The following is a 23,270-nucleotide window of genomic DNA, read 5'->3' on the forward strand; positions in this document are numbered from 1 at the left end:
TCTCAAAAGAAAAAAAGAGAGGGTGGATCTTTATGAGAAAGGAGTGGCTTCTCCTAAAGCCCGATGATGAGGCCGTAAACAGATTGGTCGAATTCATGGGCATTGACGCTTTTTTGGCGAGATTACTGGTAACGCGTGGAATAGATAACGAAGTTGAAGCGATGAAGTTCCTGAATCCCGACAAGACGATTCTCCACGATCCTTTCCTTCTTGAAGACATGCCTTTGGCGGTTCGTACGATCATCGAGACCCGCGATAGAAACGAAAGCATAGTCGTCTTTGGCGATTACGATGTCGACGGTGTGACGAGCACCGCACTCCTATACCTCGCAATGAAGAGGATGGGATTCAATGTTAGCTATTACATTCCTCTGAGACTCGAAGAAGGTTACGGATTGAGCAAGGACGCAATCAAAGATTTGAGGGATCAGGGGCACAGCCTCCTCATAACCGTAGATTGCGGAGTCACTTCCTTTGACGAAATCAAGTTCGCAAAGGAGATCGGATTCAACGTTGTTGTTACGGACCATCACGAAGTGAAAGATCTCCTCCCGCCTGCCGACGCAGTTGTCAACCCAAAGAGGCCCGACGACGATTATCCTTTCAAAGGATTGGCCGGGGTTGGTGTGGCCTTCAAGTTGCTTGTCGCTTTGAACGAAACCCTTCACTGTCCTATAGATCCCGAGGAGTACCTGGATATTGTGGCGCTCGGTACGATTGCGGATATAGTACCTCTAAGAGATGAGAATCGCTACATTGTTAAAGAAGGAACGGCAAAGATTCAGAGCAGTCCGCTACTCGGATTAAAAGCGCTTCTTTCTTACCTGAGAATTCCTTCGGAAAACCTTACTGCACAGGACATTGCATTCAAGATTGCCCCAAAACTCAACGCTGCGGGAAGAATGGATTCAGCAATTGTGGCACTTGAACTATTGATTAGCGAAGATATGGATTCGGCAATGAACACTGCTAGCCGTCTATTGAAGCACAATCAGAACAGACAGACTATCGAGGCGAAAATCTTTGAACAAACGGAAAGGGATCTTGAGAATACTGCGAGTTTCAAAGACGATTTCGCGCTGGTTATAGATGGCGACAACTGGCATCTGGGAGTGCTTGGGATTGTCGCGTCAAGACTCGTGTCGATTCACAACAAGCCGGTGTTCTTGATAGCTACAAACGGCTCCGATGGAAAGGGTTCCGCAAGAAGCCCTGCCGGTGTAAGCATAATAAGCCTGCTTAACGAGGTCTCGGGTCTGTTGAGGGAGTTCGGCGGGCATGAGATGGCGGCCGGTTTCAGTATTGACAAAGAAAAAATATCGGAATTCAGGTCTGCAATTAACGATGCTTACATAAAGCTATACGGTTTGAAGCAGCCGGTTTTCAAGATTGACGTTGACGATGTTCTTACTCTTGATTCTATTACCCCCTCGATACTCGATAAGCTTGAATTGTTGAGACCTTTTGGGCATTCCAATCCCGAGCCGAAATTCTTGATCAAAGGCTTGAACATTGAAAAGGCAAAGATGTTTGGTAGCGGAAGCGACCATGTGAAACTCATACTGCGCTCTGGAGACCGAAAGACTCTTGCAATAGGTTACAACATGGGCACCATGTTCGATGATTTCAAGTATGTCAAGCCAAACCTTCTCAAGGTAGACGCCATTGCCTCTATAAAGAATGATAATCTTTATGGACTGCAGAGTGTAAAACTTTCCTTGTCTGACGCGAGGTTGTACATTGATCCCGTATTCGAAGAGGAAGTTAGAGACAAGAACTTTGTCTTTGAGTTCATAAGAGACTGGAAGAACCAACAACCGGGCTTGCAGATTAAGTCGGACGTCTCGGCGCTAATAGCTGAACTGGAGAAGAAGGTGTCACATAAGTGTCCGGAATTCATGGACGTAAGTGCGAAGAATCCCTGGGGAATCTTCGGTAACATAAGGCTGAAGAATCCGTTCCTTGCGCTCAAGATTCTGAAGAATTATCAGAAGGGCAAGAGAACTTTCATTGTTTCTGCCATCAATGGCACACTTGCCCACACATATTATTCTTTGCAGCATTATCTGGATTCGATAAAGCCAATCTTTGCCAATTCACTTTACAGAGGCAAACTGGACGAGCCAGTTGTCTTCGTTACATTACCCTTCTTCGTTGAAAGATTCAACGAAATTTCGGATTCAGCCGGCGAGATAATCTTTGACGAACCGTCTTATATTCTTTCCGGCATATTTAAGGATCATCCAGACCTTGAAGGTTTCTTCAATAACATCGATAAAGTTCTCGGCATTTCCGGTTTTTCTGGAAGCATTTTCTGTGATGACCTCAAAGAGTTCTTCCTGGACAAGAGAATCTCGCACGTGTATAAACCAAGTCCAATAAAGAGAGTTGGCATTATAGACAACCGCGGCTCGAGAAAGAAAGTGGAGCAGGTGATGTCAATAGTAGGCCACGGGGAAAATGTGGCAGTAATTGTTGACTCTCCTCACAAGACGGTTTCTCTTGCAAAATCTATGGGTTCAAGGTTGTCTCACGCTCTGCAAAACGGTGAACTGATTTTCTACAACTATCTTCTCAAGGATTTCCAGAGATCGGTTATCTACTCTCTTGTCGAAAGACAGAAGATTCGGGTCCTTATAACGACTCCTTCAAGTGATGGTCTCGGGGTTACACTGGGCAATTCAAATATTGTCTTTTACAGTGCTCCGAGAAACTTCCTGGAAGTAATCGATGCCGTTGCTACAAGGCCCGGTGAAGATTCCGAACTTTTCTTGAATCTCTCCTTCAACAAGGCGGACCTCGTTTCAAACACAAGCGAAATGGACCGTTTGTTTCCCACTGTTGAGGAGTTGGAAGCCGTTTATCAGGACTTGAAAGAGGTACTCCCTGCGTCGGAGAGAGACATAAAGAAGGCTCTGAGCTTTGAAGACGGTATCTCTAAGGTCTTCCTCTCAATGCTTGAGGAAATGGAGTTGTTGAGTGCGGACAACGGTGTCTGGTACAGTAACTCGGAAGCAGCCCTCGACACGACACAGGTGAAGAAGACCCTGAGATACAGAGAAGGTGTGGCAGAGAAGAGAATGACGAGATGGTTCGCTACAAAGTTATCTACTATGACTACAAGGGGGCTATTAAGGAGTCTAACCAATGCCGAAGAGGTGCTGAAGGTTGGTTGATACCCGTAAGCTGGATGCTCTGATAGTAGTCTCCCAAGGAGATATAATCAAAGTTCTATCATTACTGAGGAATCATGGTTTCCAGACAAAGGTTTTCCCCACACCACCCGGTCTATTCCCCGGATGTTCGCTTTCCATCGCAGTTTCTTCAAATGTTGTCGATTCAGTTCTGGTGCTTCTCAAGCAACATAACGTAGAAGTTATGTATTCCGCTTTGTGCGATGAGAATCCCGTGAAGTCATTCTATGATTAGACTGGGGATTGATTTCGGAACATCCAGAATAGGACTGGCATTACAGGTTGAGAACATCGAAATTCCTCTATTCGCAATAGATCACACCGGCTACAAAAAAAATCTTCTGAGGATTATTGAGGAGAAGGGAATTGAGGAGATTGTAATCGGCCTCCCCATATCAATGTCCGGTAGATTCAGTGAGTCCACTCTGAAGGCCGTTTCATTTGCAGAGAAAGTCAAGAGTATCTTCCCTGGACGAGTATTCCTGGTCGATGAGACCCTTACAACCGAAACTGCCAGGCGTCTTTCGAGTGAGGCCGGACAAGACTTCTCTAAAGCGAGGGATGTTTTCAGTGCTATCCAGATCCTGCGGAACTATTCGTCCGGAATGTCGAAAAAATGGGAGGTAAAAGAAGAAAGAGGCGTTTGCAGAGACCTACCCAGGCTGGCTTCAGAAAGTAGAGTGTTGTTTTATAGGCCGCGATCTGCAATGATTGAAGGTCTTGATTGTCTTGAAACTGAGCCGGGTGTCCTTGTCGAGGATCCTCAAGTCTTCCTTTCTTTCGTAAGAAGAGGGATGAAACCCGTCAATATTGTTGACGATATTGACTTTTCATCTTACGATATAATAGTAATCGCTTGTGGAGAAGAGCTCGATGGGATGGTCGATCTGAACTCGGAAGGTCCGCAGGTTATTGAGTGCTCGTGGCTCAACGGATAGAGCGCTGGACTCCGGATCCAGAGATTGTGGGTTCAAATCCCACCGAGCACGCCATATAGGCAACGCGGGAGGTCTTGTATGAAAAAAGGCGATTTAGGAATCGATTTGGGTACCGCTTCTCTCTTGGTCTTCCAGAAGGGCAAGGGCATCGTCATAGACGAACCGTCTGTTATAGCTGTTGAAGCCAAGACCGGAAAAATTATAGCGATAGGATCCGATGCTAAGGAAATGATCGGGAAGACGCCAAAGGATATCAAGGCGGTAAGGCCAATTCGAGACGGAGTGATCGCCGATTATCAGATAATAGAACAGGCCCTGAAAGATCTTGTTAAGAGGACCCGTACGAAGTTCTCTTTCTCGAGGCCGGCCGTTGTTGTCGGGGTTCCGGCGAAGGTAACTAGTGTTGAGAGAAGAGCCGTTATTGAAGCCACCACCGCCGCAGGTGCAAGTAAGGTTTACCTCGTTCTTGAACCCATCGCTGCTGCCATCGGAGCCGGTCTTCACATTTTTGATTCGGTAGGAAACATGGTTGTCGATATTGGAGGGGGGACCTCCGATATCGCGGTGATCAGCCTTGGCGGGATAGTTGTTTCGCGCTCCCTAAGAACTGCTGGAGATGCTATGGACGATGCAATAATCAAATTCGTAAAACGCAAGTACAAGTTTCTCATAGGCAGCTCAACCGCAGAGGACGTAAAAACCAAAATAGGAAAGGCCTTTCCAACGCTGGAGAGTTTTGAACTAGAAGTACGTGGAAGAGACGCACTGAATGGCCTTCCCGGGAACATAAGAATCACTTCCGATGATGTTCACGAAGCCATTTCTCAGATTCTTCAGGAGATCGTATTGAATCTGCGCCAGATTTTGGAAGATACGCCTCCTGAGATCGCTGCGGACATAATGGATACCGGTGTGGTTCTTACAGGTGGTGGTTCCCTAATTAGGGGACTTCCAGACTTGATTATTCAAGAGACTGGAATAAAGACAGTTGTTGCAGAGGATCCGAGAACCTGTGTCGTAAAAGGTATAGGTGAGTTGCTCGATTGTGACAAGCGCCTTCATAGAGTCGCGATCAATCACAGTAAGTAGTCAGGGTTCTATTCTGTCTTTTTTTCGAACATGCTTAAAAGATACGAAATCGCCAGTCCAGAAACCAATCCGATAATAATCTGAAGAACATTTGAATTGCTTCCGGGTCTCGTAAATAAATCAGGAAGTGAACCTATCATTAGACCTAGGAGAAAAGCGAATGTCTGACTCCGGAATCTCTTCATCAGAAATTTCATTAATCTGCTCACGAATACAATTCCAAGGATAACTCCAACTCCTATGAACACTATGATTATGAAATCGAAGTGTCTTAATGCAGCTATAGCCCTAGTGTATTCACCCATAATCAACAAAATGAAGGCACCGCTGAGACCTGGCAGAACCATCGCAGCTGCACCGAAGAATCCAGCAAAAACATCATACAAAAGGCTCGCTGTATTGTGATTTAGAACAGCTTCTTTTCCCGGCCCTGAAGCAAGAATGGAAACAAGATAGACGAGCAAACCCCCTATTACAAGGAAAGAAAATGAGCTGGAATCGAATTTCTCGATTCTCTTGAATACAACGGGAGTTCCTCCTATGACAAGTCCCGAAAAGATGCCGTACATCAAAGAAGGAACTCTCGAAAGAGAAACATCTATTAGGGTTGAAAAGCCGAGGATTCCTATAACAATCCCCGCAACAATTTCGATGAGGAAAACGACATCTTCTTTGCGAATCTTAAAAGCGGACACTGAGGAAATCGAGCCCACGAAACGTTCATATAAGCCTCCAAGGAGTGCAATAGTGCCTCCGCTCACTCCTGGAATAAGATTGGCAAGACCCATGAGGACACCTATAAAGACTACATAGAGCATCAAGCACCTCCATACCTTAATTTCTCCAATTATATATCCTTGAAACGGTATCGTACTTATTGGTGTTGATTATCGGCAATAATTGTCGGCATTATGTTATAATCCAGATAATAATTACCGGGTTTGGAGGGAATGGAATGACTCTTTTAGAAGCTAAGAACTTGCACGTAGTATTGGCGGAAGATGACGTAAAGATATTGAAAGGGTTGAGTCTCACAATAGGAAACGGGGAGCTACACGTTATTATGGGACCCAATGGTAGCGGTAAATCAACGCTTGCGAATGTGCTGATGGGGAACCCCAAATACAGAGTTACTGGTGGTACTGTGAAATTCATGAATAAGAATATATCTAGATTAACCGTAGATGAAAGAGCTCGAATGGGAATGTTCATGACCTTTCAGCATCCTCAGGAAATTCCAGGGATCAGACTCAGGAGCTTTCTTATGTCAGTCTCTCAAAGTACGGGCAGCAGGGTGCCATTGCTGAAAATGAGCAAGGAAATCGACGAACTATCTCTTGAACTTGGTCTAGAAAGTGAATTAATAGACAGATATTTGAACGTAGGTTTTTCCGGAGGAGAAAAGAAAAAAGCCGAGATAGTTCAGATGAACTTCATGAAGCCAAGGTTTTCGATTCTTGACGAAATAGATTCCGGGTTGGATGTTGACGCTATGAAAAGCATAGCGTTGTCAATAAACAGGTTCAGAAATCCAGAAAACTCAGTTTTACTAATCACACACTATCAGAGACTTCTTGAGTATGTTGAACCCGACCGTGTCCACATCTTGATCGATGGATTGATAGCAATGAGTGGAGGAAAAGAACTTGTCAGAGAAGTCGAAGAGAATGGATATGAAGCGATCTTTGACTCACTCAAGGGGGTCTGATCATGCGAGAAAAGGTCTTCCTAGACAGTTCAAGGTTTGATTTTCTTTCAAATACAAAGTACCGTTTTATGAGCGAAAGGGGATTCGGAGAGAGCCAAGTAATCGATATATCGAAAAGGAAGAATGAGCCCGAATGGATGCTTAAGAAGCGGCTTCAGTCTTTCAAGGCTTTCAGTCTCTCGAGCAAACCAGGATTCGGAGTAAGCACTGAGAGTCTTGATCTGAGCAGAATAATCTCCTATCTCGGTCCGGATTCCGACAAGCATAGATCCTGGGACGATGTTCCACAAGAAATTAGGGAGACCTTTGAGAAGCTTGGCATTCCCGAGGCGGAGAGAGAATCTCTTGCTGGAGTCGGTGCTCAGTTTGACTCGGAAATTGTGTATCAGAACATAAGGAAGGAGCTCGAAGAGCTTGGTATTGTCTTCCTCGACATGGAGACGGCTGTCAAAAAGTATCCTGAACTGGTAAGGAGATTTTTCATGAAGGCTGTTCCTCCGACAGATCACAGATTTGCGGCACTGCATGGAGCTGTCTGGAGTGGCGGTTCATTCGTTTATGTACCCAAAGGAGTCAAAGTCCCACTTCCTCTTCAGGCATATTTTAGAATGAACGTGGAAAGCAGTGGCCAGTTTGAGCACACGTTGATCATTGCAGATGAAGGTTCCGATCTCCAGTTCATAGAAGGCTGTTCAGCTCCGAGATTCAACGATCTCAATCTTCATGTTGGCATGGTAGAAATCTTTGTTCTAAAGGATGCTAAGGTCAGGTACTCTACGATTCAGAACTGGTCCAAGAACACGTACAACTTGAATACCAAGAGGGCAATTGTCGAAGAAGGCGGAACGATGGAATGGATATCTGGTTCACTGGGAAGCATGAAGACCATGCTCTATCCATCATCTGTTCTAAGAGGCAGGGGTGCCAGAGCTGAGCATCTTGGAATTACCTATGCCGGTCCCGGTCAGCATATGGATACAGGATCGAAGGTGATTCACCTGGCTCCAGACACAAGTTCACTGGTTGATGCCAGAAGCATCAGCGTGGGTGGAGGCTGGGCCTTTTATCGAGGTTTTTTGGACATTTCTCGAAGTGCAATGAACTCAAGGTCGTCGGTTAAGTGTACTGCTCTAATGATCGATAATGAATCAAGGGCCGATACTGTTCCAATAATCCAAGTGATGAATAATGCTGCAGAAGTCGGTCATGAGGCCAGAATTGGAAGATTAGGAGAAGAAGAGATTTTCTACCTTATGAGTCGTGGCTTAAGTGAATCGGAAGCCAAAGCGATCATAGTAAGAGGTTTCATGGAACCTGTTTCACATCAGCTACCTGTTGAATATGCAGTTGAGCTGAACAGACTGATAGACACGGAAATGGAAAGCAGCATAGGATGAGGTGGAAACAATGGAAATGACTACGGAATTGGTTCACAAAAACTTCGAAATGGTTAAACCAACAAGAAGAGAGGAACTGTCAATTAAGGACTACGACAACCGAGATTTTCTGATTTCGGCTGAGGCATCTTCGCCTGCGATGTTGGCTTTCATGAGTAACAGGTATTCAGAGTATAGAACGCTGGCCTTCCCCTCATGGAAAAGATTGAAGCTTACCGGGATGAAATTGCCGGAAATCTCTCCAAGGCGTAGTTTGTCTTACTCAGATCCTTTTGTCAGACCGCTTATTTCGATGAAGAGCGACGAGGTAGAGCTTCTCGATAAACTGGATTTTGAAGGTCTTGACAGAAAGATCCTTCTGCTAGGAGATATCTTCTTCAGCGAAGGATCAATGATTTCTATACCTCCGAACAAATCAGCGGAAAAGTCTTACTCAGTTGCATTTAACCGTGATTCAAGGATTTCGAGCAATATGTTTGTCTTAGGAGAAAATTCGAGTCTTAAAGTAGTAATCGATAGCGGACGTTTTGGAAACTGGCTGCTTCAGAACAACAGGTTCTTGATAAAGGAAGGCTCATCTTTAGAGCTTTTAGTCCTAAATAGAGTGACTGAAAGGGGACATGTTTTCATCAATAACCTGTATCTTCTTGAGAAAAACGCTAAGCTTAGGGTATTTGAGGTGAATTGTGGCAACGCGTCAACTGCGGCTTTTCACTTGGCTCTTTTAGAAGGAGAGAGGGCTCTTGCATCTTTTATGCCTCTTTTTGTGGCGAGAGGTGATACTGTTCTTGATATGCAATATGTTGTTAGACACAGAGCAAATTGGTCAGAGGGAAGAATTTCAGGGTCGGGTGTACTACTTGACAACAGCAGGAGTGTTTTCAGAGGGACAATAGACATTAAGAGAGGAGCAAAAGGAGTTAAGGGAAGCGAATACAGCAACATCTTAATGCTATCCGAGTCTGCAAGGGCTGATACAATACCTTCACTTCTTGTGGGAGAGAATCAAGTCGACGCTTTTCATGCAGCAACTGTGGGATCCATTGACGCGCAGAAGCTCTTCTATCTTATGTCGAGAGGACTTACAAGGGACCAGTCTATGAGCATCATCGTTCAAGGTAAGTTTGAGCCGACTTTAAGAGAAATCGATGAGATCTTCCCAGACCACTCGGGGGTGGTAAGAGATGAGTTTGAAAGAGACATCCGATATTAGCATCAAGGAAGTCAGAAGGGATTTCCCTGTCTTTCGACACTATCCGTCACTAGCCTATTTGGATAGCGCGGCGACCGCTCAAAAGCCGCAAAGTGTAATTGATGCGGTCAAGGGGTTTTACGAGCGTGAAAATGCAAATGTGCACAGAGCTGTCTACCCACTTGCGGAGAAATCGACAGCTCTTTATGAATCAAGTCGAAGCGAAGTTGCCAGGTTCATCGGAGCAGAAAGAGACGAATTAATATTCACAAAGGGCTCCACAGAGAGTCTGAACATCATTGCAAATGCACTGGCTACTTCCGGTCGGTACAAAACTTTTGTAGTCCCAACGTTCGAGCATCACAGTAACTTCCTTCCGTGGCAGTATCACAGCCTGAAGAATGAAATTAAGTTCGTGGCTTTGCCCATCATGGGGGCGGAGTTGACTATGACAGAGGTTGAAGAGAACCTAACTGGGGTAGAGGCGCCGTTTGTCTTTTCTATTGGGGGACTGATTAATGCCACAGGCTACAGAACTCCTTTTGAAGATTTGACTGAGCTTGTCCACTCTTTTGGCGGTTTGATAGTAATCGACGGAGCTCAACTGGTTCCGCATGAGATCTTTGATTTCAAGAAGGTCAACTCGGACTTTCTGGTCTTCTCCGGTCACAAAATGCTTGCAGAAACTGGAATTGGCTGTCTTGTTGGTAGGGCAGAACTCCTGGATGATCTCACACCATTTGTATTCGGAGGCGGTATGGTAGATCGGGTAAGTATTGAGACTTCGAGCTACGCAAAGGAGAGAACTTCCAGACTGGAAGGCGGAACACAGAACATTTCCGGTGCCGTTTCACTTGCATCGGCCTGCAGATACCTGAACAAGATCGGTATGTCCGCGATACATAAGCACGTTTCATATCTTACAGAAACCGCTAGAGAGATGCTAAAACAGATCTCTAATGTTACTGTTTACAGTCCGCCAGATAGTCATGCGATCTTGCTCTTTTCTCACAAGAATATACACTCTCACGATCTGGCCGAATTCCTTGGAAGAACTCAGGAAGTTGCGATCAGGAGCGGTCATCACTGTGCCCAACTTCAGATGGAGGCTCTTGGCATTACTTCTGCTTGTCGAGCATCATTCTACTTTTACAATACGGTTGAAGATGTGGAAAGACTTATCGAAGGGATTAGTAAGGCAGAGAGGTGGTTCTTATGAACTTCGAGCAATTATATTCCGACTTCATAATGTATCACTTCAAGAACAATAGCCACCGAGGACGGATAGAGGATTGCACTTACACAGTCGAAGGTTCGAACACTTCTTGTGGAGATTCGATCACTCTTTATCTGATTATTGGAAGAGGAGTTGTAGATACTATTGGATTTGAGGGTGAAGGCTGTGCGATAAGTCAGGCGTCAGCTGCAGTCATGACAGAGATTCTTGAAGGTAAGTCACTTGATGAAGCAGCTGCGACAATTGTGAATTTTGAGAAAATGATACGTGGTGAGGATTATGATGGGTCAAAAATAGGTGATGCCGCTTTTTTTGAGGGGTTGAAGGAACATCCTATGAGAGCGAAGTGCGTAATCCTTCCCTGGAAAACAGCTGCAAAGGTTTTGGTTTCCAAACAACAAAAAAAGACCGGTGCATAACACCGGCAATACTTTGCGCTGAAGTAACCCTACGAAAGGATTATACACCTATTCAGTCAGGATTATCAAGTTTTTTGTTCTTTTCTTTCAAATATTCGTCCAGCTTCTCCTGCTCGTTGCTAAAAAAGTATTCTTTTGGGTTTTCAACCATTTTTGTGACTTCGCCGAAGAGAGAATCAAGGACACCTGTAAGCGTTTCTCTCTCCTTCTGATTAAACTCCGAACTCAGAATACTGGAGATTTTGTCTTCATCGGTTAGGTCGCTCGTATCATTCTCAAGTGCGTTGAAAAATCTTTCCAGTAACTCGTCAACGTTATTCATAATTTATCCTCCTGCTCCAGAAAGCCTGGTAATATAGCTGTTTAGCGAGCAATCGGGAGTCCTCAACTCGCTTATTGTTCCCTTTTCAAGTGAATATATGATAGTAAGCACCGCCGCTTCAGGATCTACATCCTGTTCCTCTTCAAAAGTGTCAATATCCGATCCTCCGTATTCAATTATCCTGGCAATCTTCAGCCCAAAGTCAAAGCTGAGATCCTTGATTTCTTCTATATACTCGTCCACGAACGCTTCGATTCTGAAAGGCAGACCGGAGAGAGACCATCTCTGAAGATACAACAGAGTCTTGAAAATCGCAGTCGTCTTACCCTTGCCGGAAACGAGGAAAGACATCAGATACGGAAGATACTCCTGCTGTGAAGGGAAAAACTGCATCTCAAAAATAAGTGTGGTGAACAGTCCAACTTCGGGTAAAGTGACCTCTCTCGTTTTGCCTGGAAGAAGCCCTTCAGATAGCAGAGAGATTCTCTCAGTCAAATCATCGATCCCCAGTTCAGTAAGAAGCTCTGTAAGCCTCTCGATATTTATCCTTCCGGATTCGATCAATCTGCAATCAGAGAATCCATCTCTAGCAATTTTGTTCTGCAATGATCTATAGTAAAACTCGTTCAGTGGTTCTTCAAAGGGAAGATCTCTCTTTATCTTACCTTCGGCAAGATATTTGTGAATCAGAAGCACATTCTTGAGCTCCACATATCTTTCCTCTGTTGCCTCGATCGCGCTATCATAATCACCCATCATATCAAGTATTCGTGCTTTCAGGACCAGAGCCTTTTCGTCTAGGGTCTCATTATAGTATCTCTCACAGTGAGAAAGAGAGTCCTCAAGCATTCCCATATTCTTCTCTGAGATGGCTAGTTCGTAAAGCACTTCGGAATTTCCACTGATCTTGAATGCAGTCTTCAAATCATCATAAGCCTCAAACAACTTCCCCTGTCTAGCCCTTGAAAAGGAGCGGTTGTAGAAACTCTTCCAGTCTTCCCCGAGTCCAATATTTTCGGAAAAAGTCGCCTCGGCTAAGGAATACTTTTGGGTTTCGTTCAAGATAACCCCCTTCCTGAGAAGGATTTCCGAATAAAGAGGAAACTGTTCATTCACGTTGTCAATAACTTCCATTGCGGCACTGTAATCTCCCTTTGAAATGAAACAGTCAATCGTGGCGACAAAAGGTAGAGGAAACTGTCCTCCAGACTTCTCAACGGACTTCACATATGAAGAGACCGCTTCGTCGTATTCCTCTTGAAGCTGAAACAATCTGCCAAGCTCATAATAACCAATGTAAAATTCCCGATTCATTTCTATCGCTTGTCTCAGCTCAATTTCCGACAACTCAATCTTTCCTTCCTCCCTAAGCAACAATCCAAGATAGAAATGATACCTATAGTCCTTTTTGATTTTTCCTGCCCTTTCCAGGAACTTCTTCGATTCATCGAAATTGCCGGAATTCAACGATCTTTTGAAGGCTTCATAGTAGTAATAAATTAGGTATGACTCATAATAATCGTCGCTCTCCAAAAGGCATTGAGCCTCAAGACCCCTTATGATTATGTCAAGGTCTATTCTGTCCAGGTCAAGAACATTCCCCATGTCCTGGACGAGGATCGGGAGCTTTATCGGGAGATTATTGGCCTTAGCCATTTCTGGCTTCAAAGGAAGGTAAACAATTACCGTTTTGTCATTCAAAATACCACCCGCCAACTCAGGCTTCTCGTTTGCTACAAATCCGCACATATTGTATAATACCAGAAGAGCGTTAGAAGATACAGGAGGTATTCTTTGATGGTTGTTCTTGCATATGTACTGATTTCCCTGCACATTGCGATAAGTGTGGGATTAGGAATTGCCGTAATGATGCAAATGTCCAAGTCCGCGGAGCTGGGCGGGGCTTTTGGAGGCGGTGCGTCTCATACCATGTTTGGCAGAAAGAAGGGGCTGGACACTATGGGTAAAATCACGCTTGGCCTTGCTATCGGATTCATGGTGAACAGTATTTTGATCGCATTTGTAATTTCGAGAGCATTTGGCGCATAAGGTGGTAGAGTTGTTGACCCCTGAGGAACAACTTAAGGAGCTATCCAGGAATCACGTATCGTTGATCTCAGAGGAGGAGCTTCTTAGAAAGCTTAAAAGTAAACGGTCGTTGAGGGTTAAGCTTGGTGTAGATCCGTCCAGACCGGATCTTCACTTGGGTCATGCTGTGGTCTTGAGAAAGCTGCGTCACTTTCAGAAGTTCGGTCATCAAGTTGTATTGATTATTGGAGATTTTACGGCTAGGATCGGTGACCCTTCCGGAAGGTCAAAGACGAGACCAATGCTTTCCAGAGAGGAAGCGAAGATCAATGCTGAATCTTACAGCACTCAGGCATTCAAGATACTCGACAGAGAGCTTACAGAAATCAGATTCAATTCCGAATGGCTGGATGCGATGAGTTTCGAAGATGTTATTCGGCTTTCCTCAAAGTACACGGTTGCCAGAATGATGGAAAGACATGACTTCGCCAGGAGGTACGAGGAGAACGAACCAATTGGAATTTCCGAGTTTCTTTATCCTCTCGCTCAGGCCTACGATTCTGTTGTTGTGAAAGCCGATGTCGAGATTGGTGGAGATGATCAGTTCTTCAACCTCGTCGTCGGAAGAAAGATTCAGGAGGAGCATGGCCTTGAGGCCCAAGCGATTCTCACTGTTCCTCTTATTGAAGGGACGGACGGAAAACTCAAGATGTCAAAGAGCTACGATAATTACATAGCTTTTGACGATACCCCAAGAGACATGTTCGGAAAGCTCATGTCAATTCCCGACACCCTCATACTGAAATATTTCAGATTGCTGACCGACAAGAGCGAAGTAGAACTTTCCGAAATCGAGACAATGATCAAGAGCAAGTCGGTAAACCCACGGGATTTAAAGCTCGAGCTTGGGGTGGAGATAACATCTCAGTTCTATGGGGAAGAGACGGCGCTCAGTGCAAGAGACGAGTTCATAAAAATCTTTAGAAACAAAGAGCTGCCCGAAGAGATACCGGAAATAAAAATATCGACAGAGAGTGTTTCAATTGTCGATCTTCTGGTTTCTCATGCTAATATTTCATCAAGAAGCGAAGCGAGAAGACTTATAGATCAGGGCGGAGTGAAAGTCAATGATGAAGTCTTGAATGATATTCATTCCGTTATCGAAATTTCCGATGGAGATGTTCTGAGAATCGGAAAAAAGCGTTTCTATCGCCTTGTCAAGTGCTAGTTACTCTTGAATATGCACGTGTCTTTACTGTATAATAAATTCGTAGTTTGCTGTAGAAAATGACAACATTTTGAAAGGGGGTAGGATCCATGAAGAAGCTTTCTATACTGACACTGATCGTTGTTGCTTTTGCATCCTTATCTTTGGGTGTCGAGTACAGCGATTTGTCAGAAAATCACTGGGCCTACGACAGCGTTATTAAGACGACAGCCGGTGGATTGTTCATTGGTTTCCCTGATGGCACATTCAGAGGTAGTGAGTTTGCTACGCGTTACCAGCTAGCAATGACTCTTGCCAGGTTTATGGACTATTCTGATGCCGGGGATGCTAAACTCCAGGAAGTGGTTTTCTCTCTTACGAAGAAAGTCGCGGGGCTTTCGCTGGAGATCTCTGACGACAAGAAGAATTTGGTCGACTTAACAGCGGAACTGAGGGCACTTGAGGCAACGGTCGCATCGTTAAAACAAAGTGGAATGACTGGAGACTTTGTGTCGTTGAAAACCTTTGACGATACGGTCGCTTTCCTTTACGATGAGATCGACAGACTATCCATGGAAGCAGTCACCGCAAATGAAGGAATCGTGCTAATCAGCGAAAGACTTGATTCGATGAGCAGCGTTCCTTCGGATGTTGAGGCTCTTAAGAACAGAGCAACCGATCTCGAAGTTACAGTTAAGCTTCTCGGTCAAGCTATTGCCAATTTGAAGAACGACAATAGCGAGCAGGCAGAGACAGTTGCTGATTTGACTTCCAGATTTGAGGCTACTGAAAACGTTCTTAACAGCGTGACGTCAGATCTTTTTGCTATGAGGAGAAGTATGGCTACGAAGGACGATCTTTCGGCTCTCGAGTCGAAACTAGCAGGCGAAATGCCAGATCTCGAGCCTTACGTAACCAATGAGGCCTTAAATGACAAGCTTTCGCTCATGTACACGAGGATCCTCAAGATTCAGGACAGCATTGCCAAGATGCCCGAAGTCAAGTACTATGACACTGAAATTGAAGAGATTGAAGTAGCTCTATTTGGGATTGACGAGACCATGGAAGTTCTATTTGATCAGGTTGACCTGAACATTGCGAGACTTGATTCTCTGGACAACCAGCTTTCTGAATTGAAGACAGAGCTTTCGGCAAAGGCTTCAGCCGGCGATGTGGAAGCAGTAGAGGGAAGGGTCACGGATCTCGAAGTCACAACTAAGATGCTTAGTAACGCAATTATTGCAGCTAACAAGAGGATTTCGGAGCTTGACTACGTGACACCCGAGCAGCTAACGACAAAGATGAATTTCCTCTACAAGAAGCTTGGTCTCGCAGAAGAGAGTCTGAAAGCAGAGCTTGGATATCTTGAAGGCGAGCTCGCTCTCCTGGGAGATGAGGTAACGGATAACTACGAAATGCTTGAAGTTGCCTTTGATCAGATCGATGCTAATATCGCAGTTCTTGATGATCATGCCGATTTGATTGCTTCCCTCGAAGGTAGAACTGGCACTCTTGAGGGTAAGGTAGGAGTTTTGGAAGGAGCAGTAGACAGCCTGGAGAGCATCACTAACACAATGGCAATTCAGATGTTCAAGCTCGACAGAAACAAGGCAGACAAGTCTGCGCTTGAGGCAGCTGAAACTAGAATAGCCGCCCTCGAAGAGAACGATGTAATTATCGAAGGTAAGATTTCAGCTCTCGAAGAGACTCAGAAGCAGAATGTGATCAATACAAATGCAGCGATTATCCTTTCTTTTGTAGCACTTGCATTTGGAGCGGTCGGGCTAATCCTGAAATGATCTTTCTGTGCAACTTAGCAACATGTGAGTTTGCTTTTGTTACATAAAATGTGGTATATTTACGTTATGCGCATCACCAAAAACCAAAAACACTCTTATAAAGGGGGTAAGTGTGCATGAAGAAGCTTGTTGGAATCTTAGTGGTACTTCTGGCTATCTCGGTTGCTTTCTCGGCTACCATTACTCTGAGCCCTACAATCAAAGGTACGATCTGGGGCCATGTGGAACTTGACAAAGGCGGGCTTGATACCGCTCTTGGAATCAAAAAATTATCAGTTAGTTTCGGTGCCAAGGCCGATGTTACGGACATCACTCTCGATCTAACGATTGTTCTCCCATCGGACAAAACCACTGTCAACCTAAAGTCTTTCACAGTGGAGAATGATGCGGCAGCACTGAGCTGGTACGCCGCGAAATCTTTAGCCGGCGGGACAGATGCAAATCCAGGTTTAAACTGGTTCAAATGGTACGATGACGACGTGGCAAATGTCACGATGGAGTTGGTACTGAAAGACCTCGGATTGAGCATCGGTACTCAGGAAGCTGCAACAGACAAGATTGCATTGTTCGGTTCTTGGGATATCTTCTCTTTTGCCGTTCAGACAGGACTCGATGCTCTCAAGTGGAGCGAAGATTTCATCGCTGAAGCAACTTTGACTCCTTTGCCAGGCCTTGACATTTCTGGTGGAGTAAAAGCAACGGATCTTCTTGGTACAGCTACATTCAACTATGTTGTTGATGCCAAGTACACGCTGAACGTAGGTTTGTTGACATTGACTCCTCGTGCAAGGTACTCCGACACACTGGGTCAGTATGTTGGGCTTAAAGCAGCGTATGAAATTGGAGTTCTCAAGATCACAGGCGACGTGAAGTATGATATTGAGGCGAATGCCATTGAGACTTGGATACAGCCGGTCATTTCCAAGGACGGTATAGGCTGGGCAGGCGTGAAGTTTGGTTACGATTATGATTTCGGAGCAGCAACACAGGCTATGACTCTCGGTTTCTTGGTGAAGTCCAACGGTTGGGCTGCTGGACCTGTCAGTGTTGACCTTTATGTAGGATCTGGTGATTTCAATACCTTCTACGGAAATGGATCAAGGAAATTTGGTGCAGAGATCATTGGAGATGTTCTTGCCGATGCTAAGGATATATCTGTGTATGGAGAGGCAGCTCTTGATCTAGCAATGGGCGGTTTCAACCCTTCGATTACAGCCGCAGGTGGCTACTATTTCCTTGACGCTTCTAAAGAGCTTGTATTAGGTTTGACATTCCCAGTTCTCATTGATGGTTTCAACTTTGAGGCTGGGGTCGATGTATTTGATCCAGCAGACACTTGGTACGCGGGTCTTTATTACAATTACAAATTCTAATTTATGTTGAAAATGAGCCGGCCCAACACGGGCCGGTTTTTTTTGAGGTGATCATATGAAGGGCATTTACATATTTCTCGGGAATCTTCTTATGATTGTTGCAGTGGTTATTGCACTTCTTTTTGGAGGGGGTCAGATCGTAAACTCAGTGCTCGAAGGGAAGAGCATTGATATTGACATCATGGACTTTCTGTTTCCGATTACACTTTTCGTGACGGGTTTTTTCCTCCAGTATTGCTCTTTAGCCAAGAGAATAGCACTTCCGGTTTTAGAAGAGCTTCTTCTTGCCGCGACTCTAGTGCTCTATATAAGGGAGAGCCTTGCGGGAGGGTTTAGCTGGTGGCTTCTTCCATTGAGAGACTACATACCTTCTTCTTTGCTGTTTACCATCATGGGTTATTTGTTGCCGGGAATAGTCGTGTTCACTATGGCTGCGCTGATAGTATTAATGATAATGATCTCCGGTGAAAAGGAAGAGAAATAGACTGCTTTCACGAGATCAGCTGTTCGCAGTAGTCAGTTAGGAGAAACAAGTAAGAAGGTCTAGCACAATAGAAACCTTGTCAAACTTTCCGTGGTTAAATCTTTAGCAGCTAGAAGCTATCCTAGCCAATATAAATAGAGCTGTCCAAAGTTCCTCACTGCTCAGACATACAAAAGTATTGGCGAGCTTGCTTCCCTCTGCTTAGGAATCCCCGAAAAGTGCGGTGTTGGGAAAGACTAGTCAACCCAACCGAAAGTTTTCCCCTGAGGGTACGTTGCGCGGATTTTAGAGTCTTGAAGTAAAAGAGTTTTAGAGATACTGCAGAAGGGAGAAGGAAGCGTCAGTCGGCCTTATGATAGCTCTTTTTAGGTATGTAGGTGGTCTCATTTCGAAGCTCAAATCTTCAGCAAAAAACAGAAAAACGCTTGAATTCCTTTTTTTACAACGCTAAGTGTGAAATGACCAGACAACAGACGGAGAAGAATGTTAAAGAGCGTTTGAAGTACAAGAAGCACCGCAAAATAGATTTGCTGAAAGACATTCGAAAATTGGCGAGCAAAGGAGATTATGGAAGAAAGGACAGAGGAATCTATACTAAAGAACGTCTTTAGCAAGACATCTCAAGAGTGTTAGACTGGGGGAGGAAAAAGAGATTACGCAGGAATTCTTCATTATAGTCAGTCTGAAAATATCTTCTGTATCTTCAGGAACTTTACCACAGGTCATCCAGCCTTAGTTGTTTCTGGTTGAGATACTCTCTTCAGCCCTTCCATTAGTGATTATTTATTCTTAATCTGCTAGACGGAACCTCACTGAAGGGTCGAACTGAACAAACCAGTATATACAGTTTTTCGGGAAGAGTCTAACACAGATCAGTTTTGATTGAACTTTGCCAAAAGATCAGTTCACAATTTTCATTTCAAACTGATCATTCAAATTGCGTGTCGTCTACTCTTTGTAAGAGATTAACGGTAAGAGAGAGCAAGCAATCTGCTAAACGTTGGTGCGCTGCCCGGATAAAGAAAACCTGTTCGATTGTGTAAGATTTCTCCGAAAGAGTCGCGAATGTTCCCTGAAGAAAGTTTATTATGTTTATGTTCAACGCACCTCCTTTCATTCAGAATCTAGACGAGATTGTCTGTTTCAGGCGAAATTTCCTAGCTGAAAAACAATTGTTCTGCTCCATAGGTTCAGGTCTACTCTCAAAATGTTGACTCTTCTGGGCTTTTTTGGAAGAAAAAGAAAGCGAAATCTTAATATCCAGAAAACAGATGTGAAGATAGACCAGGAAAAGATGGCTTCGGAAATCAAATATGATGGCAAATACGTTCTAAGAGCGAACAAACACAAAACTAACCAATAGAGAGGTTGCTCAATCATACAAGTTACTGTGGAAAGTAGAGAGGGCCTTCAGGGAACTGAAGAGCGGACTCGATCTTCGCCCCATATACCATTACACAGACACGAGGGTACTTATATTCTGCAGCAAACAAGGGTGAATGGACACATAATGATCTGTTTCCTTGCACTTGTAATGGAGACTGCCTTATGCAGAAAGCTGAAAGAGATTGGAAGTACTTTCTCCTACGCAGAAATACTTGAAGACTTGAAAGAGATAAGGGCAGTTGAGCTAACGGTAGAAAACAAACGCTTTCTTGCAAGGACTGAAAACAACTATGGGCAATGCTTACGACGCTTTCAAAGCAATCAAGATAAGACCGCCGGATCTACTCAAAGAGATTGCATAATAGACCACTGTGGTGGTACGTCTATCTTTCTTTTCATTTTTCCCCTTGCTTGGCTGTTTTCAGATTTCTTGCTGTCAAAGTTGAGTTATACAGAAAGCTGAAAGAGATTGGAAGTACTTTCTCTTATGGAGAAATACTCGAAGACTTGACAGAGATAAGGGCAGTTGAGATAACGGTAGAAAACAAACGCTTTCTTGCAAGGACTGAAACGATGGGCAATGCTTACGACGCTTTCAAAGCACTCAAGATAAGACCTCCGGATCTGCTCAAAGAGATTGCATAATAGACCACTGTGGTGGTATGTCGTTTTTCTTTTCATTTTTCCCCATGTTTAACTGTTTTCAGATTTATTGCTGTCAAAGTTGAGCCAAAGAAAGAAAGCGGGTCATCCGACCCGCTGTATACAATCAATCTATTAGGTTCTTAGGTTTAGTACCCTAGAGATCTTGGATCGAGAGCATCTCTCAAGGCGTCGCCTAGAAGGTTGAATCCCATGACCACAATGAATATAAAGATACCAGGAATAAGAAGCCAAGGAGCTTCAGTCATTGCTTTAATACTCTGTGCCTGTGAAAGCATCAACCCCCAGCTTGCAGAAGGTTCTGTGATTCCGAGGCCCAGGAAGCTTAACCCGGCCTCGCCCAGTATATAGCCTGGTATAGACAGAGTAGCGGCTACAATAATGTAGGTTGCCGTGTTTGGAATAATATGCCTTAGTATCACTCGAGAAGAAGGATAGCCCATAGCAACAGCAGCCTGGACGAATTCCGTCTCCTTTAGACCGAGAACCATTCCACGAATGACCCTTGCCATTCCAGGCCAGCCGATGAAGCTAAGTATTACCACTATCAGCAGATAGGTCAAATGTGATGGAATGCTGGTGGGAAGTATTGCCCGCAATGAGATCAGCAAGTAGAAACTCGGGATAGACATCAAAACTTCTGTTACTCTCATTAGTATCTCGTCAGTAATTCCACCAAAGTAACCGGCAGCACCTCCTATTGATAGGCCAAGAGAAAAAGTTATCATTATAGCAAGTAAACCAATACTCATGGAGATTCTTGAGCCTGCCAGAATTCTTGAATAGACATCTCTTCCGTATCTGTCTGCTCCGAATAAAAGCAGCTTCGAAGGCTGGTCGGTACCGAATAGATGAATGTTTGTTGGGATCAACCAGAAGAGCTTGTATTCCCAAGACTTCACAAAGAATTTAACAGGGTACTTCACGGTTTCGTAAGTCTTGACTTCAGGCTCAACGATTACCCCAAGAAGAGTAGGAGAGATTTCAAGCTCGGCAAGAAACTCTTGAGCAAGCTCCACATCTCCTCCGTCAAGATCAATTATTTCGTTGTAAAGACTTATGGCTTCAAGAACAACATCGTCAATTTCATCCTCTTTCTGAGCGAAGACTCTGTGAAGTGTCCTTTCAGTCACCACCTTCACAGGTGGTCCAATTTTTTGAAGCTCTCTAAACCTGCTAGGGCTCAAAGAGTCTATTGTAGTTTTGTTCGTGGTTTCGCTAACCTGTGTCCTTTCAAAAAGCTCCAGTTCATTCAGTTTGATGTTCTGGATAATGGAATAATCTGGTTGCCCTATGTTGGCTCGATTTCCATCTGCGTCTAAAGCGTATCTTTCGGTCTTTATTGTGAGAAAGATATCTTTTACTCCGTTCTCACCCTTCCTAAATGTGATTTCCTCGCCTGTGGACTTGTCGATTGCCGTCAGCGCTCCTACGGAAACACCTTCAGCAAAAGTCGTCCTGTATGTTTCTGGATCCCGTTCCATGACCCAGGCATAAATGTAAGGAGCAGTGAGCTTCCCTTCTTCATCTGTCCAGTGAACTTTAGATGGCGGGGCAAACGATAGACCCTGAGTCTGCTCGTAAGGGCTGTTTGGCGCAAGGAAATCTGCGAATAACGCAATTAGGTACATTATAATCAGTATCCAGAGGGAAAGCAAACCCAACTTGTGCTTTCTCAAGGCTCTCCAAACGAGCTGCCAGCGGCTCATATATTTTACTTCAAAGAGATCCTCTTTGCTGATCTCTGTGCTTTGCAATGTATTATTATTGTCGACAATGTCTTTCTTCTTCATTTCACACCCCTCAGCTTAGCCTATAACGTATTCTGGGATCGACCCAGGCGAGCAACAGATCAGCAAGCAAATTGCCGATTACCAGAAGTACAGCAGAAAGGAGTAATGTTGCCATAACAAGGAACAAATCCTGAGCGTTTAAGGCTTCTATAACAAGTCTTCCCATTCCCGGCCAACCAAAAACCGTCTCCGTCAGGACAGCCCCCCCAAGCAAGCCGGAAAGTGCATATCCAAACATAGTAACGATAGGATTTATTGCATTTCTTAATGCGTGTTTATATATGACATTCTTCTCGGGCATTCCCTTTGCTCTTGCGAAGAGAACATAATCCTGCCTGAGTTGATCAAGAAGCTGACCTCTCATCTGTCTCATCAGACCGGCCAACCCGGATGTGCCAAGAGTGACCATCGGACCTGCAACATGCCAAAGGTAGTCTCCAATCTTTCCAAAGAAACTCATGTCGCCGAAGTTCTGAGATATTATCCCACCTATTGGGAACCAACCGGTTTTTGCCGCCATAAAAAGCCACAGCAGTGCAAAGAAGAAGTTTGGAATTGAGATGCCAATAAACGCAAGAAAGGAAAAGGCCTGATCGCTGGGAGAGTACTGATGAAGCGCAGAATAAATACCCAGAGGAATACCAATTCCCCACGTGAAAATCAGAGTGCTGATGCTCAACAAAAGAGTTGCCCCAAGTCTTCTCCACACCAGTTCGAAAACTGGAATTCTATAGCTGAAAGAGTACCCGAAATTACCTGTAAGAACATTACCCAACCATTTGAAATACTGTACAAATACATTCTGATCAAGCCCAAACTGACTTTCGAGAACGGTGATTTGCTCCCTCGAAATGGAAGGGTTCAATCTGTATGCATCCAAAAAATCTCCAGGGGCAGCGGATATAATCATGAAGGCCAGTATCGAGACCCCAAGCAAGACGGGAATTGCAAGAATCAGCCTTCTAACTATATATTTCAGCACCTCATTCCCTCCTCAATACTTTAGCTGTTTTGCGAATGATTTCGACTAATATTAGTAAA

Annotated in this window: 20 protein-coding genes and 1 tRNA gene; 16 read left to right on the plus strand and 5 right to left on the minus strand. The window is 44.4% G+C overall.

Translation table 11 applies throughout. The features are described from left to right. Positions 1-32 precede the first annotated feature (32 nt). From recJ to Y696_RS01795, 5 genes are all read left to right on the plus strand, one after another. Positions 33-3,176, plus strand: coding sequence for a single-stranded-DNA-specific exonuclease RecJ (gene recJ / locus Y696_RS01775; RefSeq protein ID WP_014730178.1), 3,144 nt, complete (start codon positions 33-35; stop codon positions 3,174-3,176). After that, on the plus strand, positions 3,169-3,429 hold the full coding sequence (locus Y696_RS01780; RefSeq protein WP_014730179.1) for a DUF3343 domain-containing protein: 261 nt from the start codon (positions 3,169-3,171) through the stop codon (positions 3,427-3,429). The genes recJ and Y696_RS01780 overlap by 8 nt, the downstream gene beginning before the upstream one ends. Next, positions 3,422-4,132, plus strand: coding sequence for a Holliday junction resolvase RuvX (gene ruvX, locus Y696_RS01785; protein WP_081484590.1), 711 nt, complete (start codon positions 3,422-3,424; stop codon positions 4,130-4,132). Before Y696_RS01780 ends, ruvX begins: the two co-directional genes overlap by 8 nt. Next, positions 4,111-4,186 (plus strand) — tRNA-Arg (locus tag Y696_RS01790). Before ruvX ends, Y696_RS01790 begins: the two co-directional genes overlap by 22 nt. 24 nt (positions 4,187-4,210) lie before the next feature. After that, positions 4,211-5,221 (plus strand): rod shape-determining protein, encoded by a 1,011-nt coding sequence (locus tag Y696_RS01795; RefSeq protein ID WP_014730180.1) that lies wholly within the window; start codon positions 4,211-4,213, stop codon positions 5,219-5,221. 8 nt (positions 5,222-5,229) lie between these two features. On the opposite strand, the gene Y696_RS01800 is transcribed toward Y696_RS01795, so the two are convergent. Beyond that, the gene (locus Y696_RS01800) at positions 5,230-6,039 is read right to left on the minus strand and encodes a DUF368 domain-containing protein (protein ID WP_014730181.1); all 810 of its coding nucleotides are present in this window, start codon (positions 6,037-6,039) and stop codon (positions 5,230-5,232) included. Positions 6,040-6,176: 137 nt separating this feature from the next. Here Y696_RS01800 and sufC point away from each other — a divergent pair, with 137 nt between their 5' ends. The 5 genes from sufC to sufU are packed head-to-tail and all read left to right on the plus strand — an operon-like array spanning position 6,177 to position 11,174. Beyond that, positions 6,177-6,929 (plus strand): Fe-S cluster assembly ATPase SufC, encoded by a 753-nt coding sequence (gene sufC / locus Y696_RS01805; protein WP_014730182.1) that lies wholly within the window; start codon positions 6,177-6,179, stop codon positions 6,927-6,929. A 2-nt stretch (positions 6,930-6,931) separates the two neighbouring features. Then, on the plus strand, positions 6,932-8,326 hold the full coding sequence (sufB, locus tag Y696_RS01810; protein WP_014730183.1) for a Fe-S cluster assembly protein SufB: 1,395 nt from the start codon (positions 6,932-6,934) through the stop codon (positions 8,324-8,326). A gap of 10 nt (positions 8,327-8,336) precedes the next feature. Beyond that, positions 8,337-9,539, plus strand: coding sequence for a SufD family Fe-S cluster assembly protein (locus tag Y696_RS01815; protein WP_014730184.1), 1,203 nt, complete (start codon positions 8,337-8,339; stop codon positions 9,537-9,539). Then, positions 9,511-10,737: an aminotransferase class V-fold PLP-dependent enzyme gene (locus Y696_RS01820; RefSeq protein WP_014730185.1), complete on the plus strand. Its 1,227-nt coding sequence runs from the start codon at positions 9,511-9,513 to the stop codon at positions 10,735-10,737. Before Y696_RS01815 ends, Y696_RS01820 begins: the two co-directional genes overlap by 29 nt. Then, positions 10,734-11,174 (plus strand): Fe-S cluster assembly sulfur transfer protein SufU, encoded by a 441-nt coding sequence (sufU, locus tag Y696_RS01825; protein WP_014730186.1) that lies wholly within the window; start codon positions 10,734-10,736, stop codon positions 11,172-11,174. Before Y696_RS01820 ends, sufU begins: the two co-directional genes overlap by 4 nt. 52 nt (positions 11,175-11,226) lie before the next feature. On the opposite strand, the gene Y696_RS01830 is transcribed toward sufU, so the two are convergent. Then, positions 11,227-11,496: a hypothetical protein gene (locus Y696_RS01830; protein WP_006491781.1), complete on the minus strand. Its 270-nt coding sequence runs from the start codon at positions 11,494-11,496 to the stop codon at positions 11,227-11,229. A gap of 3 nt (positions 11,497-11,499) precedes the next feature. Then, on the minus strand, positions 11,500-13,197 hold the full coding sequence (locus Y696_RS01835; RefSeq protein ID WP_006491782.1) for a lipopolysaccharide assembly protein LapB: 1,698 nt from the start codon (positions 13,195-13,197) through the stop codon (positions 11,500-11,502). A 96-nt stretch (positions 13,198-13,293) separates the two neighbouring features. On the opposite strand from Y696_RS01835, the gene secG reads away from it, so the two are divergent. The 6 genes from secG to Y696_RS01875 all read left to right on the plus strand — a co-directional run bounded on the left by secG (position 13,294) and on the right by Y696_RS01875 (position 20,418). Next, entirely contained in the window at positions 13,294-13,545 is a 252-nt protein-coding gene (gene secG / locus Y696_RS01840; protein WP_006491783.1) for a preprotein translocase subunit SecG, read from the plus strand. A gap of 13 nt (positions 13,546-13,558) precedes the next feature. Further along, a complete protein-coding gene (gene tyrS, locus Y696_RS01845) occupies positions 13,559-14,752 on the plus strand; it encodes a tyrosine--tRNA ligase (RefSeq protein ID WP_039882766.1) in 1,194 nt (397 codons plus the stop codon). Positions 14,753-14,841: 89 nt separating this feature from the next. Continuing rightward, positions 14,842-16,530: an S-layer homology domain-containing protein gene (locus Y696_RS01850; RefSeq protein ID WP_121509682.1), complete on the plus strand. Its 1,689-nt coding sequence runs from the start codon at positions 14,842-14,844 to the stop codon at positions 16,528-16,530. Positions 16,531-16,646: 116 nt separating this feature from the next. After that, positions 16,647-17,903: a hypothetical protein gene (locus Y696_RS01855; protein ID WP_121509683.1), complete on the plus strand. Its 1,257-nt coding sequence runs from the start codon at positions 16,647-16,649 to the stop codon at positions 17,901-17,903. A 55-nt stretch (positions 17,904-17,958) separates the two neighbouring features. Beyond that, a complete protein-coding gene (locus Y696_RS01860; RefSeq protein WP_006491790.1) occupies positions 17,959-18,387 on the plus strand; it encodes a hypothetical protein in 429 nt (142 codons plus the stop codon). A 1,740-nt stretch (positions 18,388-20,127) separates the two neighbouring features. Continuing rightward, positions 20,128-20,418: a hypothetical protein gene (locus Y696_RS01875; protein ID WP_259459825.1), complete on the plus strand. Its 291-nt coding sequence runs from the start codon at positions 20,128-20,130 to the stop codon at positions 20,416-20,418. 146 nt (positions 20,419-20,564) lie between these two features. On the opposite strand, the gene Y696_RS01880 is transcribed toward Y696_RS01875, so the two are convergent. Both Y696_RS01880 and Y696_RS01885 read right to left on the minus strand, forming a co-directional pair. After that, on the minus strand, positions 20,565-22,229 hold the full coding sequence (locus Y696_RS01880; RefSeq protein WP_006491887.1) for an ABC transporter permease: 1,665 nt from the start codon (positions 22,227-22,229) through the stop codon (positions 20,565-20,567). 10 nt (positions 22,230-22,239) lie between these two features. Then, on the minus strand, positions 22,240-23,211 hold the full coding sequence (locus Y696_RS01885) for an ABC transporter permease (RefSeq protein WP_006491888.1): 972 nt from the start codon (positions 23,209-23,211) through the stop codon (positions 22,240-22,242). Positions 23,212-23,270: the final 59 nt, after the last annotated feature.

The organism is Mesotoga sp. H07pep.5.4, from assembly GCF_003664935.1.
GTDB classification, from domain to species: Bacteria; Thermotogota; Thermotogae; order Petrotogales; family Kosmotogaceae; genus Mesotoga; species Mesotoga prima.

Excerpts from the sequence above, each read along its gene's own strand:
- Y696_RS01815 (WP_014730184.1), top strand. The coding sequence starts at position 8,337 with ATGGAAATGACTACGGAATTGGTTCACAAAAACTTCGAAATGGTTAAA.
- Y696_RS01860 (WP_006491790.1), top strand. The coding sequence starts at position 17,959 with ATGAAGGGCATTTACATATTTCTCGGGAATCTTCTTATGATTGTTGCA.
- recJ (WP_014730178.1), top strand. The coding sequence starts at position 33 with ATGAGAAAGGAGTGGCTTCTCCTAAAGCCCGATGATGAGGCCGTAAAC.
- sufB (WP_014730183.1), top strand. The coding sequence starts at position 6,932 with ATGCGAGAAAAGGTCTTCCTAGACAGTTCAAGGTTTGATTTTCTTTCA.
- Y696_RS01880 (WP_006491887.1), bottom strand. The coding sequence starts at position 22,229 with ATGAAGAAGAAAGACATTGTCGACAATAATAATACATTGCAAAGCACA.
- sufU (WP_014730186.1), top strand. The coding sequence starts at position 10,734 with ATGAACTTCGAGCAATTATATTCCGACTTCATAATGTATCACTTCAAG.
- Y696_RS01855 (WP_121509683.1), top strand. The coding sequence starts at position 16,647 with ATGAAGAAGCTTGTTGGAATCTTAGTGGTACTTCTGGCTATCTCGGTT.
- Y696_RS01850 (WP_121509682.1), top strand. The coding sequence starts at position 14,842 with ATGAAGAAGCTTTCTATACTGACACTGATCGTTGTTGCTTTTGCATCC.
- Y696_RS01830 (WP_006491781.1), bottom strand. The coding sequence starts at position 11,496 with ATGAATAACGTTGACGAGTTACTGGAAAGATTTTTCAACGCACTTGAG.
- Y696_RS01795 (WP_014730180.1), top strand. The coding sequence starts at position 4,211 with ATGAAAAAAGGCGATTTAGGAATCGATTTGGGTACCGCTTCTCTCTTG.
- Y696_RS01820 (WP_014730185.1), top strand. The coding sequence starts at position 9,511 with ATGAGTTTGAAAGAGACATCCGATATTAGCATCAAGGAAGTCAGAAGG.
- ruvX (WP_081484590.1), top strand. The coding sequence starts at position 3,422 with ATGATTAGACTGGGGATTGATTTCGGAACATCCAGAATAGGACTGGCA.
- Y696_RS01800 (WP_014730181.1), bottom strand. The coding sequence starts at position 6,039 with ATGCTCTATGTAGTCTTTATAGGTGTCCTCATGGGTCTTGCCAATCTT.
- secG (WP_006491783.1), top strand. The coding sequence starts at position 13,294 with ATGGTTGTTCTTGCATATGTACTGATTTCCCTGCACATTGCGATAAGT.
- sufC (WP_014730182.1), top strand. The coding sequence starts at position 6,177 with ATGACTCTTTTAGAAGCTAAGAACTTGCACGTAGTATTGGCGGAAGAT.